General features: G+C 58.8%; 11 protein-coding genes. 2 read left to right on the top strand and 9 right to left on the bottom strand.

Translation table 11 applies throughout. The features are described from left to right. Window positions 1-185 precede the first annotated feature (185 nt). From MOP44_RS12990 to MOP44_RS12970, 5 genes are all read right to left on the bottom strand, one after another. Window positions 186-605, bottom strand: a complete 420-nt coding sequence (locus MOP44_RS12990; RefSeq protein WP_260796463.1) for a hypothetical protein — start codon at window positions 603-605, stop codon at window positions 186-188. Window positions 606-659: 54 nt separating this feature from the next. Further along, window positions 660-1361, bottom strand: coding sequence for a hypothetical protein (locus MOP44_RS12985; protein ID WP_260796462.1), 702 nt, complete (start codon window positions 1359-1361; stop codon window positions 660-662). 465 nt (window positions 1362-1826) lie between these two features. Further along, on the bottom strand, window positions 1827-3140 hold the full coding sequence (locus MOP44_RS12980; protein WP_260796461.1) for an RHS repeat-associated core domain-containing protein: 1314 nt from the start codon (window positions 3138-3140) through the stop codon (window positions 1827-1829). Window positions 3141-3237: 97 nt separating this feature from the next. Beyond that, complete coding sequence (locus tag MOP44_RS12975; protein WP_260796460.1) at window positions 3238-3672, bottom strand: hypothetical protein; 435 nt, start codon at window positions 3670-3672, stop codon at window positions 3238-3240. Between the two features lie 56 nt (window positions 3673-3728). Beyond that, a complete protein-coding gene (locus MOP44_RS12970) occupies window positions 3729-5177 on the bottom strand; it encodes an RHS repeat domain-containing protein (RefSeq protein WP_260796459.1) in 1449 nt (482 codons plus the stop codon). 389 nt (window positions 5178-5566) lie between these two features. Between MOP44_RS12970 and MOP44_RS12965 the strand changes: the two genes are divergently transcribed. After that, on the top strand, window positions 5567-9256 hold the full coding sequence (locus MOP44_RS12965; RefSeq protein WP_260796458.1) for a carboxypeptidase regulatory-like domain-containing protein: 3690 nt from the start codon (window positions 5567-5569) through the stop codon (window positions 9254-9256). A 211-nt stretch (window positions 9257-9467) separates the two neighbouring features. On the opposite strand, the gene nagA is transcribed toward MOP44_RS12965, so the two are convergent. Then, window positions 9468-10676 (bottom strand): N-acetylglucosamine-6-phosphate deacetylase, encoded by a 1209-nt coding sequence (gene nagA, locus MOP44_RS12960; protein WP_260796457.1) that lies wholly within the window; start codon window positions 10674-10676, stop codon window positions 9468-9470. Between the two features lie 175 nt (window positions 10677-10851). Between nagA and MOP44_RS12955 the strand changes: the two genes are divergently transcribed. Further along, entirely contained in the window at window positions 10852-12183 is a 1332-nt protein-coding gene (locus MOP44_RS12955; protein WP_260796456.1) for a sugar porter family MFS transporter, read from the top strand. 68 nt (window positions 12184-12251) lie between these two features. Here the strand turns inward: MOP44_RS12955 and MOP44_RS12950 are convergent, their stop codons facing one another. The 3 genes from MOP44_RS12950 to MOP44_RS12940 form a co-directional block, all read right to left on the bottom strand. Next, the gene (locus tag MOP44_RS12950) at window positions 12252-12896 is read right to left on the bottom strand and encodes a D-sedoheptulose 7-phosphate isomerase (RefSeq protein ID WP_260796646.1); all 645 of its coding nucleotides are present in this window, start codon (window positions 12894-12896) and stop codon (window positions 12252-12254) included. An 18-nt stretch (window positions 12897-12914) separates the two neighbouring features. Continuing rightward, window positions 12915-14897, bottom strand: coding sequence for an MBL fold metallo-hydrolase (locus MOP44_RS12945; protein WP_260796455.1), 1983 nt, complete (start codon window positions 14895-14897; stop codon window positions 12915-12917). Between the two features lie 149 nt (window positions 14898-15046). Next, the gene (locus tag MOP44_RS12940) at window positions 15047-16054 is read right to left on the bottom strand and encodes a LacI family DNA-binding transcriptional regulator (protein WP_260796454.1); all 1008 of its coding nucleotides are present in this window, start codon (window positions 16052-16054) and stop codon (window positions 15047-15049) included. Window positions 16055-16254: the final 200 nt, after the last annotated feature.

Genomic DNA, 16254 nt, shown 5'->3' with positions numbered 1-16254 from the left:
AATCTATTATCTGGGTCGATTTTTGGCGAACATATGGAGAAGTAAAAACAGGGGGAGGGGTAGCTAATTTTCTAGTAACCCCAGTTACAGTCTAGTTAACAGCCCTTTTTGCCTTCCTTTGGCAGTGCGCGACCAATTCTGGTTCGCTCTCTCAACGATCGCTGCGGGAGATGAGACATGAGACACTACTCCCTGCCTTTCTGAAAGGCCCTTTGATAGTAGGACGTCGGACTTGCTGTGTATGTGATCGCGGTCACGAAGGTGGGGAGGATCTTCGGACGCCCTTGCCGCCCGAAAGGGATTACGTTGCCGTTGGCATCGTAGCTTTCGCTCGAGACTTCATCATCGGCGTTGAAACTCCAGTTGCCGGATGGGACTGCGTTGAGCGAAGAAGATGCGGACGTTCTGTTCCCCACCGGATCGAGGCCATAGCTTACCGAGCCGTTGTTCTTCGAGGGATCGCTGGTGATGGACTCGCTGGTCAGGCGGTTGATGCCGTCGTAGGTCCAGTTGACGGTGCGCCCGTTCAGCTCGACGACGTTGGCCAGGTTCCCCGTGGGGCCGCGCTGGTAGGAGTAGCCCGCGACTGGGGGAGACGTGTCCACCCACTCCCGACGCCGACAGGCGGCGTGCTCTTCACGGCCGACCGAGCTAATGGATCACCCGCTATTCTCGTCTCTGCGATCGTAGATGCACATGCACCTTGGTATGAGATCCTCCCGATCTCCGCGGAATCTCACGGTTGCGCGATACCAATCTACAAGGCGATAACGTTCCTCAACCGACAGTGTCATACTCATCTTGTTCCAGAACAGGTTGAAATTACGCTCGCGGACCGCCGAAATCGCGACATCAGCTAGCGCTCCCGGTAAGCTTGGTTCGAGGGTTCGAGTATATCGATCCCATTTTGTTCGTGAGTCGGCGCAAATTTGCGAAAACTCAACATCTTCCAATGGATCGAGAATGAAGGATTGAATCTTAGCTAGAAGCTCCTGCTCAAGTGCAGGCGCATAATGCGGTAAGCGACCTGCAAGCAATTCGCGCGTGATCCTCGTGAAGACCCATGTCGCTGTTAGTTCTTCGTGCGTCAGATCTGTCCATTCTTGAATCGCTTCACTGAAGCGATCAAGTTGCCCCGACTCTGTTACAAGCCGTACGAATTCCGCTCTTGTCTCCTCCTTCCGCTGGCGCGAAAAATTGATCAGATAATAGCTATCCACGCCTCCCATCATTTGCAGAACCAACTCGCGAAACCCCTGTTTTAAGGGCACTCTCGCACTCTCTTCCACATCAATGCCAATCATCGGCCAATGCGGCAGGAACCAATCCGTGCTCAGCATCATAGTCAGATAGTCAATCATGCTCATTTCCAGAAGGGCCGAATGGGTGTTGGAAGCCCAGCAAGGTCCTTATAGTACTGGCTAACGGGACATTGATGGCGTTCCGCAGCGTCAATTGCATTCTGCAGGCTATTTCTCGAACTTTCAAATGCTGTCTGATGACCGATCCAAGTTCCTGCCTTCGGATAGCTCGGGTTGGGAGTATCGTACGCTGTATTGAAGAGATCCAGCGGATCAGTCATCATCTCAAAATATCGGGTCTTAACCACGTCTGCGGCTGCGTCAATTGCGTTGTAATACGGTTTGCAGTCTTGGTTATATCCTTTTGTGCAACGACCAGTTGGGACTAGGCTCGAGTAAGGCACTCGGTATGTCACAATTGCCTTGAAGGATGAGGCAATAGTGTTATACGTGCACTCAACTGCCTCCGCGAATTGCTGTACGCCAGCAACTGCACCTAGCGAAACTGCACCCACTACCAGCCCTTTATTCAACCGCGCCTGTGGGTCTCAATGGTCCATAGTCAGGACTCGTTGGAGCCGGATCTCCAGGGATCGGGAAATTGCCGACAGTTGTGTCTGAAGCTCCACTTGGGTCTGAACCATTCACTGGATCACCAAGACCGTAGAGATATCTGTGCACTGACCCCGTACTCAGTGGGTTCCATCCGAGCGGATCCCTTCCCATGAACCTGCCGGTGATTGGGTTGTAATATCTGGCGCGGAGGTAGTAAAGGCCGAGATCGGAATCGAACTGCTCTCCGCGATAGAGGTAAACGTTCGGTGTCTGATTGCCGGTCTGGAGAGAGTTCCCGAAGGCATCGTAGACGTAGGTATCGGTGACCGTGCCCGCAGCGTTCGTCAATTGGCGAACACTGCCGCCGCCGTCGTAGCCGTAGAAGCTGACCGTCCAGGTATTGTTGATGGGCTGGTTCTGGTTGATGCGCTGGAGGCCGTAGGTGTACTGGCGCTCGACCACGCCGGCACCGCTTAGTTCCTCGACCACCTGGGCGTAGCCGGTGGGGTTGAGGTCGTCGACGAGATAGCGGGTGACGATGCCGTTTGCTGACTTCGCTACGCGGTTGCCGTCGCCGTCGTAGAGGATCTGGACGGCGCCACCGTTCATTGAGATGAGATGGTTCTGGCTATCGTAGGCGAAGCTCTTGCCGCCCGAGGCGATCACGTTGCCATTGGCGTCGTAGCTCTCGCTCGAGACCTCATCGTCGGCGTTGAAGCTCCAGTTGCCGGATGGGATTCCATTGAGCGAAGCGGATGCGGACGTTCTGTTCCCGACGGGGTCGAGGCCATAGCTTACCGAGCCGTTGTTCTTCGTGGGGTCGCTGGAGATGGACTCGCTGGTCAGGCGGTTGATGCCGTCGTAGGTCCAGTTGACGGTGCGCCCGTTCAGCTCGACGACGTTGGCCAGGTTCCCCGTGGGGCCGCGCTGGTAGGAGTAGCCCGCGACCTGCGAGACCGCCGTGGAGACGCGATTCAACTGATCGTAGGCAAAGCCGGTGTGGATGCCGTTGGGGTAGGTGACGGTTCCGAGGTTGCTGGCGGTGTCGTAGGTGTACGTTGTGGTGCCTGCTCCGGCGAGGTTTGCGTCCACAACCGAGGTCAGGCGGTTCAGGTCGTCGTAGCTGTAGGTAGCGGAGACGCCGTTGGTGTGGTTCGAGGACATGGACGCGAGGTTGCCGGCGGCATCGTAAGTGTAGCTCAGGGTGCCCTCGGGCGTAGCCTTGGTGGTCAGCCGGTCCATCGAGTCGTAGGAGTACGTCGTGGTGCCGCTGGCGTCGGTCATGGTCTGGCGCTCGCATCTCTCCTAGGTCTCCAAAACCGGGAGACCTAGGGCACCCCAGACCTGAGCCACCCGCCCTCTTCAGAACGCTAGAGTCGATCTAGGAGGGATCATCATCGTGCTCCTCATCGTGAAATACCCCCCCATCCATAGCTTGAAGCAGCGCCTCTCTGCCTTCGTAGTCGGAATGGCTGGGAAAACGGAGAATCTTACAACGGTAGTATTGAAAATCTCGCAACGAAATGTTTGAGAAATCGTAGTAGTCGATAAATGACAACGTGATGTCGTCAGGGCTAACGTACAAGTCTCCACCCTCTCCCCAATAATTCGCTTTGCCTTGGCTACCTAGCGCCTTAACGAGAAGTCGGGAGCGATGCTTCGGAACTACCTTCAATGCAGGCGGGAGGATATCGGTCCCATCAGCAGTTCCCTTATAAAAGAGTTCATCTACCACGATGGATTCAAAAAGCATCTTCCGTATCGGTTCATAGATGTCCAGAGAAGGGCCGACGTTCTCCTTTCGAGCGAAATACACGTTCCACAAGTTTCGAGAACACTCTCGATACGCATTCATAATTGATGTGATGTCTCTCATAGTGGCCACTTCGCTCCTGGGCCGCAAAGCTGACTATTGGCAGGCGGCGCGCAGGCGTCCTTTCTGTCTGGATGGCACTTGCAGTCAGGCGATTGATTGTACTCGTACCAGTGATAATGGACGTTACCGGGGCATCCATGGTTTCCTTGTGAGGTTCCTTGTTGTTCCCAGTAGCACGAAAGTGGGGGACAAGGATTGCATCCATTGGGCTGGGCTGGATTTGGCCCCGGATTGGGTTGAGGGAACGGGCCTTGAAGTGGATCCTGGTGAGCTCGTTTTCTGGCACCTGATATTGCCGAACACGATGCCCAATCGACGAGCAAATCCTGCGGAGCCCCGAGGTATTGACTCACCGCACGCAGTCCACCTCCCTCAGCTTCAAAGATGCAATTGACCTGGTTCCTGAGTGGAGGCAGGGCATAGTGAGCTGTCAATGAAATTGTGCCAATTATGATGAGGTAGTCAAGCCTTACACGGTTGGGTTTTTGAGGCGCAGGCGGCGGCTCAGGGACAGGGAGGACAGGAGCAGCAGCTAGACCCCATGGATCGGATAAATCGACAGGATCGGCGTCGCCGTAGAGATATTTGTGGAGGCTGATGGGATCAGTGGGAACACCGTCGTCTGGATCACGGGAGACAAACCTCCCAGTCAACGGGTTCATGTACCGGGCTCTCAGATAAAGGAGACCTAGATCAGAGTCGTACTCCTCACCCCTATAGAACATGTTGTTGGGCGTCGTGCCGCTGGAAGCCCAGTGGTTTCCGTAAGCGTCGTATTCGTAGGTGTCCGTAACCGCACCAGAAGCGCCTGTCAACTGGCGGAGATTGCCACCGCCGTCGTAACCGTAGAAGCTGATCGTCCAGGTGTTGTTGATGGGCTGGTTTTGGCTGATGCGCTGCAGACCGTAGGTGTACTGGCGTTCAACAACGCCGGCGCCGCTTAGTTCCTCGATGACCTGGGCGTAGCCGGTGGGGTTGAGGTCGTCGACGAGGTAGCGGGTGACGATGCCGTTTGCTGACTTCGCTACGCGGTTGCCGTCGCCGTCGTAGAGGATCTGGACGGCGCCACCGTTCATTGAGATGAGATGGTTCTGGCTGTCGTAGGCGAAGCTCTTGCCGCCCGAGGCGATCACGTTGCCATTGGCGTCGTAGCTCTCGCTCGAGACCTCATCGTCGGCGTTGAAGCTCCAGTTGCCGGATGGGATTCCATTGAGCGAAGAGGACGCCGACGTTCTGTTGCCTACAGGGTCGAGGCCATAGCTCACCGAGCCGTTGTTCTTTGACGGATCGCTGGTGATGGACTCGCTGGTCAGGCGATTGATGCCGTCGTAGGTCCAGTTGACGGTGCGCCCGTTCAGCTCGACGACGTTGGCCAGGTTCCCCGTGGGGCCGCGCTGGTAGGAGTAGCCCGCGACCTGCGAGACCGCCGTGGAGACGCGATTCAACTGATCGTAGGCAAAGCCGGTGTGGATGCCGTTGAGGTAGGTGACGGTTCCAAGATCGTTGGCGGTGTCGTAGGTGTAAGTGGTGGTGGCGCTGGCGTCGGTTATGGTCTGGCGCTTGCCCGTGGCCGCGCAGGTGAAGCTGACACCATCACCACCGAAGCGATGAGGCTAATAAGCGAACCATATTGGAATCGACTCCACCTTACCTTCAGAGGAGCTTATCCACTTCTATATATTGAGTTAAAATGTTTATTATCAACAAAAATATGAAGCGATAAAGAATGACATTGACAGCTTGGTCGCGGCTGTCGCATGGTTAACATCTCGTCAATTGGAACCGATTTCAATTGCTCGATTCGAGGTCTCAAGCTTCTCCCGAGGTAAAAAACATGTCACGGAGCTTCACGCGAAAGATTCTGATGGTCGTGTTCGCAGCGGTTGTGGGTTTCTGCGCGCCGGCCTTTTTGGGAGCCCAAGAAACGCGCGCCACGGTGAGCGGCCGCATTCAAGACCCCAGCACGGCCGCTATCCCCGCAGCCAGGGTTTCGGCGAAAAACATCGAGACGGGTGTGGTCACCACGGCTACCTCGGCAGCAGATGGCAACTACACCATTCCGTTTCTTATCCCCGGCACTTATGTGATCAGCGCGGATGCGCAGGGTTTCAAGACCGCACAGCAGACTAACGTCGTGCTGCATGTGGGCGACAAGATCGAGATCAATCTGAGCCTTCCACTGGGCGCTGTGAGCGAAGTTGTGACCGTCAGCGACACGCCTCCTCTGCTCGAAGCCGGCACCGCCACGCGCGGCGCGCTCATTGACGAAGCACGGGTCCAGCAGCTTCCTCTGGCTGGCCGTAACCCATTCATGCTGGCGCAGCTGGTTCCTGGCGTCCAGTTCCAGGGCAATCCTGCATTCCAGCGCCCGTTCGACAACGGCGACAACGCGAACTTCTCCATCAACGGCGGCCTGCGCCAGTCGAATTCGTTCCTCATTGACGGCGCCCCGGACGATGCTGTGTCCGACACCGCGGGCGATCGTTCGCATGCCAATCTGAACGTTGCGTATATTCCCTCGATTGACGCCACGCAGGAGTTCAAGGTCATCAACAACTTCTACGACGCGCAGTATGGACGCACGGGCGGAGGCATCTTCAACGTATCCACAAAGGCGGGCACCAATGCCATCCACGGCGACGTGTACGACTTCCTGCGTCGCTACCAGTGGGATGCGAACACCGTTTCCAACAAGGCTGCGGGCCAGCCTCGCTATTCTGTGGATCCGGTCACCGGGAAGAACCTTGGCGGCCATACCCTGGACGACTGGGGTGGAGCAGCGGGCGGGCCGATCAAGAAGGATCGCAGCTTCTTCTTCGGATCTTTCGAGAGCTACCACGAAGTCCAACCAACGCCCACTCTTACCACTGTTCCTACGCTTGCGGAACGACAGGGCGATTTCTCCGCTGCCGGTGAACCCATCATTTACGACCCGTGGTCAACCCGTCTGGATGCGAACGGGAATTGCTGCATTCGCGATTCGTTTGCGGGTAACATCATCCCGCAGGCGCGTTTCCAGAACAGCCCCGGGATGCAGTTGATCAACGCGTTTCCCAAGCCGAATGTGGGCACTGGTCTGCTGGTGAACAACTACTCGACCGGCTCGAATACCAGCGAGGACCATTTCAAGAACTACCTCGGTCGCGTGGATCAGAGCTTCGGCGACAAAGAGCGCATGTATTTCCGGTATGCGCACGGCCGCCGCAACCAGGTGGATCACGGATCGTACAACTTTACCGGCCCGCTCTATGACGCACAGGATCCGCTGGGCCGCAGCAACGACAGCGCAGTGGTGGACAGCATCACCGTCTTCTCTCCCCGCGTAATCATGGATCTCCGTGCCTCTCTGGCTCGCTACACCGAGAAGGTGGATCGCTCGACGGTCTACAACTTTGACGACACGAAGCTAGGCTTCAGTGGCGGATTCAACTCGGAGCGCTTCGTGCCCGTGCCTCCGCGCATCAGCTTCGGCAACCAGAGCAACATTCCTGACGCCGGCACTCGCAATCCGCGCTACGGAGTCAGCACGGTGATCGGGTTCCAGCCCAGCGTGCAGATGATCTACGGCAAGCACTCCGTTCATATTGGCGGCGACATTCGCAATATCGCGTTCGGTACGGGCGGCGGATCGTTCGTGTATGGGGGCGGCGCATTCGCTTTCAACGCGAACTTCACCCAGGCCAATCCGACGACTGCTTACAACGGTACCTCCGGGTCGCCGACGGCGAGCCTGCTGCTCGGCACGCCGGCTGCCTCCAACAGCAGCATCAACAGCATCATCCAGTACACGCCGCGCCTTCTGTACCGCTGGTGGTACCAGGGCTACTACGTGCAGGACGACTGGAAGGTGTCGAACCGCCTGACCCTGAACCTCGGCCTGCGGTACGACATCGAAGGGTCGCCTGCGGAGTCGCAGAACCGCATGAACCGTGGATTCAACACCACCGGCACTTCGCCCCTGGCGGGCGCCGCGCAGGCGGCCGATCCTGCTGTTTGCCCTGCCTGCCAGAACTTGGTTGGTGGTCTTAACTTTGCCGGTGTGGGCGGACAATCGGCGGGCGCGTTCAATACTCAGTACAACCACGTGCAGGCGCGCGTTGGCGCCGTATACCAGATCTTCAAGAACATGGTTGCACGCGGCGGTTTCGGCATGTTCTATCTGCCTGAGGCGGCGTTCGGTGCGGCGCAGGGTTTTGCGCAGGACACGGCGTATATCCCCAACAACATTGCCGGCGGCACAACGGCCGATCTCTATATTCCGCGTGGCAACGATCCCAACGCGCCTCCGCTCGCTGACCCGTTCCCGACGGTGCTGCAGCCGGTGGGCAGTTCTCAGGGACTGGGAACGTTCATGGGCCAAGGCATCATCTTCAACAACGTGAATCGCAAGATTCCGCGCGCCGACCAGTGGTCTGCGGGCGTTCAGCAGCAGCTGCCGCACGACATCAAGATCGATCTCTCGTACGTGGGCATGCACACACAGAACATCAACACTAACGACAACCAAGCAGGCGGCGCGCGCAACATCAACGTACTGAGCGACGCACAGATCAAGTCGATCCGCCAGACCGTCGGCACGACCCCGACGGGCAACGGCGGGACCTACCAGACGGCCTCGCAGTACGTGGGCACGGCTGTGGCAAACCCGTTTGTCGGCCAGGTTCCGAACACGAATCTGAATGGCGCAACTCTCTCTCGTCAGCAACTGCTTCTGCCCTACCCGCAGTTTCTGGGGATTGCGTACGGACAGGAGTCTGTGGGTCAACTCTGGTACAACGCTGCTCAGGTCCTGGTTGAGAAGCGTTACAGCAACGGCTTCTCCATCATGGGCTCGTACACGTGGTCGAGGACTGAGGAAGCCCTGGCCTTCCTGAATCCGCAGGATCGGGCTCCGCACAAGAACGTGGGCGCGAACGATCGTCCCCAGCGCCTGGTGATCTCGGCTCTGTACGAACTGCCTTTTGGTCACGGTCATCGCCTATTAGGTAATGCGAGCCGCCCTGTCGAGCTGGCGGTGGGTGGATGGCAGCTCAACCTGATCGAGACGATCCAGTCGGGCACGCCGGTTGGACTTCCTTCTAACGCGAACCTGATCGCAAACCCGACGGCTGCAAGCAAGAGTCGCCAGACATGGTTTAACCCTTGCGTGCAACTGGCTCCTTCGTTCGACAGCAAGACGGGGACCTATACGCCGGGCGCCACGACAGTGCAGGGGCAACCCAGCTCTTGCGCACCGGTGTGGCAGGTGATCAACAGCTCGAACCTGGACTATCGCGGAACGGGTTTCTATACTTCCGCGATTCGCAATCCGGGCGCGCCGATTGCCGATCTCTCGCTCATCAAGTCCCTCAACTTCACCGATCGTTACAACGCGCAGATCCGGCTTGAAGCGTTCAACGTGACGAACACCTGGATTCCAAACGGCCCGAACATGAACGTGACGGGCTCTACGTTCGGCACCATTTCCAACTCGCAATCGAACATCAGCCGCCAAGTGCAGCTGGGATTCAAGTTCAATTTCTAACCATCCTTGAAGCGCAAGAAAAAGGCCGGACTGAATCGCAGTCCGGCCCTTTTCTTTTTCCCTGGCTCAGGCAAAGTCTGCGATGTTTGCCGGATTGGCGCTGTGTGCGCCACTATCCAGCCAGCGAAGCGCGAGCGTGCCCAGGCACGACAGGTCAGCTCGGAAGACTGGCGGGCCCTAACATATGCCTGCGCAAAGAACCGGAACGCCGTTATGACGCGGCAGGGATCTCTCGGCCTCGCAGGTAGGTGGCCAGGAGGCGTCCGGATTGATCCCACCGGGTGAGATTGACGAAGTCCCCTGGCGCAAGGTGCGTTGCGTTGCCGCGCAGCATGGCCGCAGGATTATGCGACGCCAGCCGTACGCCTTGCTCGACGCATGCAGACGTACACTCCATGAATTTACGCACCGCCTGATTCAGCATCAGCACCGAGCCGGCGAGGGTCTCTATTCCCTGCTCCAGATCCCGCGTTACGAGCGCACGGCCGTGGTCAGCCGTGACCCACTCGTCGCCGACCATGAACTTGCCGTCACCCATGCCCGCGCCGGGCAGCGCGTCGGTGATCAGGATCGCGCGATTGGGGCCCTTACATTTCCACCAGAGTCGTACCGCTTCAGCTGCGACGTGAACTCCATCGCAGATCAGGTCCGCGAACAATCGATCGTCGTCGAGCACCACTCCGAGGATGCCGGGGTCACGGTGGTTGAGCGGCCGCATGGCGTTGAAGGTGTGGGTTGCCGACACCGCCCCAGCTTCGATGGCAGTCAGCGTCTCTTGAGACGAGGCATTGCTATGGCCGACGGAACATGCAACCCCCTGGGCTGTTGCATGGCGGATCAGTTCGACCGCGGAAACTCGCTCATACTCCGAAGCCGCATATGGACCGGCATCCGCTTCGGGGGCGATCGTCATCATGCGGATCATGCCGCCGGCTGCCGCTTGCAACCTGTCGAACAGCTCGAGGCTTGGCGGCTGCAGATCCTGGGACGGGTGCATGCCGCGCTTGGAATGCGAGAGGAAGGGGCCCTCGATGTGAATCCCGAGAGGAGCGGCTTCGCCGGCCGGTCGATCGCGGTCACGTGCTTCGGCGATGGACCGGGCCATGCGCTCCAGCGCCTGGAGGGTGAAGTCCACCGGGGCTGTCACCGTAGTGGGAAGGAAGTACGCAACCCCATGCCGGGCCAGGAACCTGCGCATCGCGCGCATCTGACCATCGTCCGCTGTCATCACGTCAATGCCAGTTGCGCCGTGCATGTGCACGTCAAAGAGCCCGCTGCCGAGCACCGTGCTTTCGTGTGCCAGCGCTTTGGGATCTGTTCCGATGGCAGTCAGACGGCCCTCCTCGTCCATATCGAGGACGGGGAAATCCACCGCGCGATCGTGGAGCAACAATGTTCGTGCAACGAGAGTATTGTGCATTTGGTGTAAGCCAGTGCTCAATTCTGTTTTGACCGTTTGAACGAGTCCGCAGGCAGGCTGTTGACAGTGCAGTAACGATCAGTGCATTCTTTCCTCGCACCTGAATTTGGAATCGATCCCATGATATAGCGTCTGGGCACCATCGCCCGTTCAAGCATCCCCCTCACGAGGAACAATGAAGATTACAGCACAGCTTCTCAGGTGCAGCACTGTCGGGGCCCTCGGCGGCCTGTTGTTTGGCTTTGACACCGCCGTCATCTCCGGTACCACCCAGCAGCTAAGCGAGGTGTTTCGCCTCTCCGCGGTTGCGCTCGGCATCACCGTCTCCATCGCGCTTTGGGGTACGGTGGCGGGTTGCGCGGGTTCAGGGGTTCTCGGCCAGAAGCTGGGCGGGCGTTCCGCCCTACGGGTCATGGCCATGCTTTACATCATCTCTGCCATCGGTTGCGCCGCGGCATGGAGCTGGCCCGCGCTGCTGGTCTTTCGCTTCATCGGGGGCCTAGGCATCGGCGGCTCCTCGGTCCTCGGCCCGGTCTACATCGCCGAGGTAGCGCCTGCTCGCTGGCGGGGACGCCTGGTCGGCATCTTCCAAATCAACATCGTTCTGGGAATTCTGGCCGCTTACCTTTCGAATTACATCATCTCGACCATGAACCTGGGAGCGGCGGAGTGGCGCTGGGAACTTGGGATCGCCACCTTGCCCGCCGTGCTCTTCCTGGTGATGCTCTACACAATCCCGCAGAGCCCTCGGTGGATGGCGGCACGCGGGCGGTCCGCTGAAGCGCTGGCTGTGTTGCGCGAATTGGGCTCAGAGAACCCGCAGGCCGAGATCGCCGCGATTGAGGCGTCTCTGGTTTCCACCGGGAACCACGAAGACGTGCCTCTCTTCCAGCGCCGGTACGCGCTGCCGATCTTCCTCGCGGCATCGATTGGCCTGTTCAATCAGCTTGCCGGCGTCAATGCCATCCTCTATTACGCTACCGACATCTTCCGCGCCGCCGGTTTCAGCCGCCTTTCCGGTAATCTGCAATCCGTCCTGATTGGCCTGATGAACCTGGTGGGCACGTTTATCGGAATGTCGCTGATCGATCGCGCCGGTCGGAAAACGCTGCTCATCTTCGGGTCGATCGGCACGGGGTTCTGCCTGGCTGGTGTGGCGGCGGTGTTCTTCTCGCATTCGCACCCTGAAATGCTGGTTTGGCTGTTGATGGCGTTCATCTGCTTTTTCGCCGCCTCACAGGGTGCGGTCATCTGGGTATACATCGCAGAGGTGTTTCCCACCCAGGTGCGGTCGAAGGGGCAGAGTCTCGGAAGCGGCTCCCACTGGATCATGAATGCCATCATTGCCTTTGCCTTTCCGGTGGTTGCGCAACGCTCCAGCGGAGCTCCGTTCCTGTTCTTCGCGAGCATGATGGTGCTGCAACTCATTGTCGTATGGCGCGTCTATCCTGAGACCAAAGGACGCACTCTGGAGGAACTCCAGGCTGAACTGCAAGGGGCCGACTAGGGCGGAGACTCGAATGGGGTATGCGCGGCGAGCGACCTCCATGCATACCCCATTTGCGCGCGTTTAGATCACTCGGCGGGAACGGCCGGCCTGGTCTCCCCGAAATCTGGTCCGAAGTAGCACTTCTCCACGAGCATGCAGAAGATGTGCTCCAGTGCGATGTGCGCCTCCTGGATATTCATGGTGACGCTGGAGGGCACGACGATGGAGTAGTCGCACAGCTCTGTCATGCGGCCGCCGCCGTTGCCGGAGTATCCGATGGTGGCAATCCCCATCTGCCGCGCGCGATGCAGGCCCTTGATGACATTCTTCGAGTTCCCCGACGTGGAGAGGGCGAAGAAGACGTCGCCTCTCTGTCCGAGAGCCTCAATCTGACGTTCAAATACATTCTGGTAGTCGTAGTCGTTGCCGATGGCCGTCAGAATCGACGTGTCCACGGTCAGGGCGATGGCGGGAAGCGCCGGACGGTCCACCGTCAGGCGTGATACGAACTCCGCCACCAGATGCTGCGAATCGGCAGCCGACCCGCCGTTGCCGGCCACCATCAGCTTGCGCCCTTGCTTCATGGCCTGCGCCGTACGTTCCGCCGCCGCGGCAACGGTCTCGGCGATCTGCGGATCCTCGAGCACGCTCTGCATCACTGCGATTGACTGCTTCAGTTGCCTCTTCACGATGGCGGTCAACTGCTCCGCCGGGAGTGTTCCCTGACTCACGCTCAACCTGACTCTCCTTTACAAACTGATTCGCAAGCTGTCCGGCTCGCTCATGTCGACCACGGCTTCGGCAAGCTGCCCAAGGTGTGCGCCGTTCACCATGACATCCACTGCGATGGCCCGGCGGCGTCCGCGCTTGTACGCCGAGCGCGGAATTGTGATGGTGACCGGATGGCTCGCCACTGAGTGCGCCGCTACCATGAATCTCAGCCGGCCCTGGGAGCTCAGCCATTCCGCCGGAAGTACCAGTGCCGCTTCGACCTGCAGGGGCTCCGGGCTGTGATTGCGCACGCGGATCTCCAACGCGCACGGTTGTCCCGCGACTGCGACCGCCTGGTATGGATAGATCTGCACCCATGCGGGATCGAGTCCGAAGTTCGTTACCGGATTGGCAATGAGACTGGCGAAGATTGCATCCTGCCGCTGGGCGCGCGCCACGAACTCCTGAATCATTCCGTCGTTCAGCTTGAACGGCTCACCGTGGCCTGGGGCGATGAGCTGCGGCTTCATCTCCTGAACGTTCTGGATGGAGCGGAGATAATCACCCACCCGCACATCGTTGCGGTAGATCAGGTTGTGCGTCAGCTTTATTTTGTCGTAGCTGAAAAAGGCATCACCAGTAAACGCCACCGGAGTTTCGTCGATGGTGGTGAATAGCGCCATCTGGTATTCGGTGTGGCCGGGCGAGTGCATTACGGTGAACTCGTACTCCTCCCACTGGAAACGCTCGCCGTGCTGGAATGTGCGATCCACCTCAATGGGTTCCGCCAGGATGCAGCCCAGGTTACGCCCGCGCGGGTTGCGGAAGATCTCCCGATTATTCTCGTAGCACCAGATTCGTGTTCCATAGCGCCGCGCGAGATGTGCAAATCCGTTCACGTGATCGTCGTGGATATGCGAGGCTACCGCCACGTCGAAGCTGCTCACGCCATGTTCCGACTGCAGCGCTCTGAGGCTGTGCTCCACGAAGCGCATGCGACCGTAGGTGTCAGTGGCATCGCGGAAGCATTGGAAAAAGTTCCAGCTTGCCGATCCGTAATCGACCAGCATGGCCTTTCCGCTCTTGCTCAGAATGGCGTAGAACGTGGAGGTGGGAAGCGGGTGCGCTATGAGGTGAGGGCTTACCTGTGTGGACTTGAATTGATACGTCGGCGTGCCGGTTGGCTTCCAGTAGTGATACCACTCCAGCAGATGAGCCTGCACCTGCTGCATCGCGGGACCAGGATCGCGTATTGGCTCTCCGTGGGAAGGGCACAAGAGGTCCGGCTTTGTGTCGATCAGTTCGTTGACGGAGTAGAGGGAAAAATCGACGCCCTCGTGCTCGCCGTAGAAGTACTGCAGGTCGTAGAGGTTTTGGACTTTCCCGCTCGCAAAGAGGAGGTCTCCGCAGAACGCGGTCCGCTTGCCATCGATTTGCGCAACCAGAGTGATCGAACCGATGGTGTGCCCGGGTGTTGGCTGCACAAAGAACGAGTAGCTCCGCCAATCGAAAGTTTCGTAGTCGTGGAGCAGCTTGGAAACAGGCACATTCTGTGTGAGGGAGAAGAACTCGTTTCGCACCTGGTAGAGATCGAAGACCCGGCGATTGGCCCAAAGCCGCTCCACGTCTTCGAACAGGTGTCTCTCGTGCGCCGGGACAGCGATGGGAATGCCTCGCGCATTCGCCAGCAGATCACCCTGGGCCTGATCCCGGTGATAGTGCGTGTGCAGAATGAGCTCGATTTGAGTGACACCGAGTTCCGGCAGAAAGTCCAGAATTCTTCCCGAACCGAAGTCGACCAGCAGCCCGCGTTCACCGTTGCGCACCAGGTACACGTTGCAGGTGTCCTGGAGCACAAAGAGATTCTCCGACAACTGTGCAGGGCGATTGCTGGTGGCAAAGGACCTGCCGGGCGGCGCCGCGGCCCATGCATCTCCAGCAGTCTGCGGAACCACGAGCGCACCCGCGGCTACCTGCAGGAATCCGCGGCGTGTGACCGGAAACGGTGGTTTTTCGCTCATAGGGCGCTACACGAGAGACCGAAGCGTCCAGACTGCCTCGAAGCTCGGGCGGCCCACAGTCTGGCACGTTTGGAATCGATACCACTTTCATGGTGGGCCGCGTATCCACAGATGTCAAGCTGGATAATCGCCGTCGCATCGGCCAGTGCTCAGCAAGAGCCCCGCAGAACCAACTCCACATCCAGCGTAGTGATGGCGGATGCGGGCTTGCGGTGGTCCATTTCGTCAAACAGCAACTCCGCCGCCCTCGTGGCGATGCGGGTAATAGGCTGGCGTACCACGCTAATGGGCGGATCGAGAACGTCGGCCAGATCGAAATCGTCGAAGCCGATCAGTCCGATCTGTCCTGGAATGCGAACGCCGAGTTCCTTCAGGACTTTGTAAATGCAAACGGTTGTGGTGTTCTTAGTCGAGAAGATTGCATCTACCCGGTCAGCACCGCGGATGTGCCGCAGAAGAGCTGACTGGGTAGAGACAAAGTCCTCGGCCCCCAGTTCAGCGAGGTAGGGCAGGCCGGCTTCCCGCACCACATCCTTATGCGCTTGGAAGCGCTTCTGGCTCGTGAGCAGCCCACCGTATCCACCCACGCAGAGGATACGTTTGTAACCCCGATCCACCAGGTGTTCAACTGCTACCCGCGCTCCGCCGTAGTTGTCTGCCAAAACAGTGGTGAGCGAAGCATCCGCCATGGGCCGGTCAAAGCAGACCACCGGAAATGCAGCGTGCTGGAGCAGAGTGCGGCTGGAGCCCGGGGAGGGTGCCAAGATCATGCCGTCTACCCGGCGGCGAATGAGCGCGCTGACCTCTTGCTCCTCTTTGCGCGGATCGTTCTCCGATGCGGCCAACAGCACCAGTGTCCCGTGCAGGCCGGCGACCTCTTGAATGGCGGCCGCCGAGGACGAAAAGAAGGGATCGGCTACTGTCGGAACGATCAGGCCGATGGTGTTGGAAGGCGCCCCCTTCAACGCGCGCGCCGCGAAACTGGGCTCGTAGCCGAGCTCCTGCATGACGGCGCGCACCTTGGCCAGGGTCTTGGGACTAACGTTCTTCCCACCGTTAATAACGCGGGAAACGGTGCCGGACCCGACGCCGGCAATGCGCGCCACGTCGGCGAGTGCAGGCGCTGAAACTTTGACTTTCTTGCGAGCGCGAATCATCGAGCGAGTGCTCCAAAGTCCCTTGCAAGCCTTCCGGGCAACCGGCCCGAAACTCTACAGATAGGGGGTGGAAAGGATTATAGTTGCTTCCTTGACACGGTCCTAGCGATTCCGTATAGTCCGAAGTACCCGCATTATGGAATCGATTCCAATACGGAATCGCCTCGCGCCTGCAATCCTTTTCGGTTGCACCGTGGGAT

The sequence above is a fragment of the Occallatibacter riparius genome, from assembly GCF_025264625.1.
In the GTDB taxonomy this organism is placed as follows: domain Bacteria; phylum Acidobacteriota; class Terriglobia; order Terriglobales; family Acidobacteriaceae; genus Telmatobacter; species Telmatobacter riparius.
This window is presented reverse-complemented; position numbering and strand designations above follow the sequence as displayed.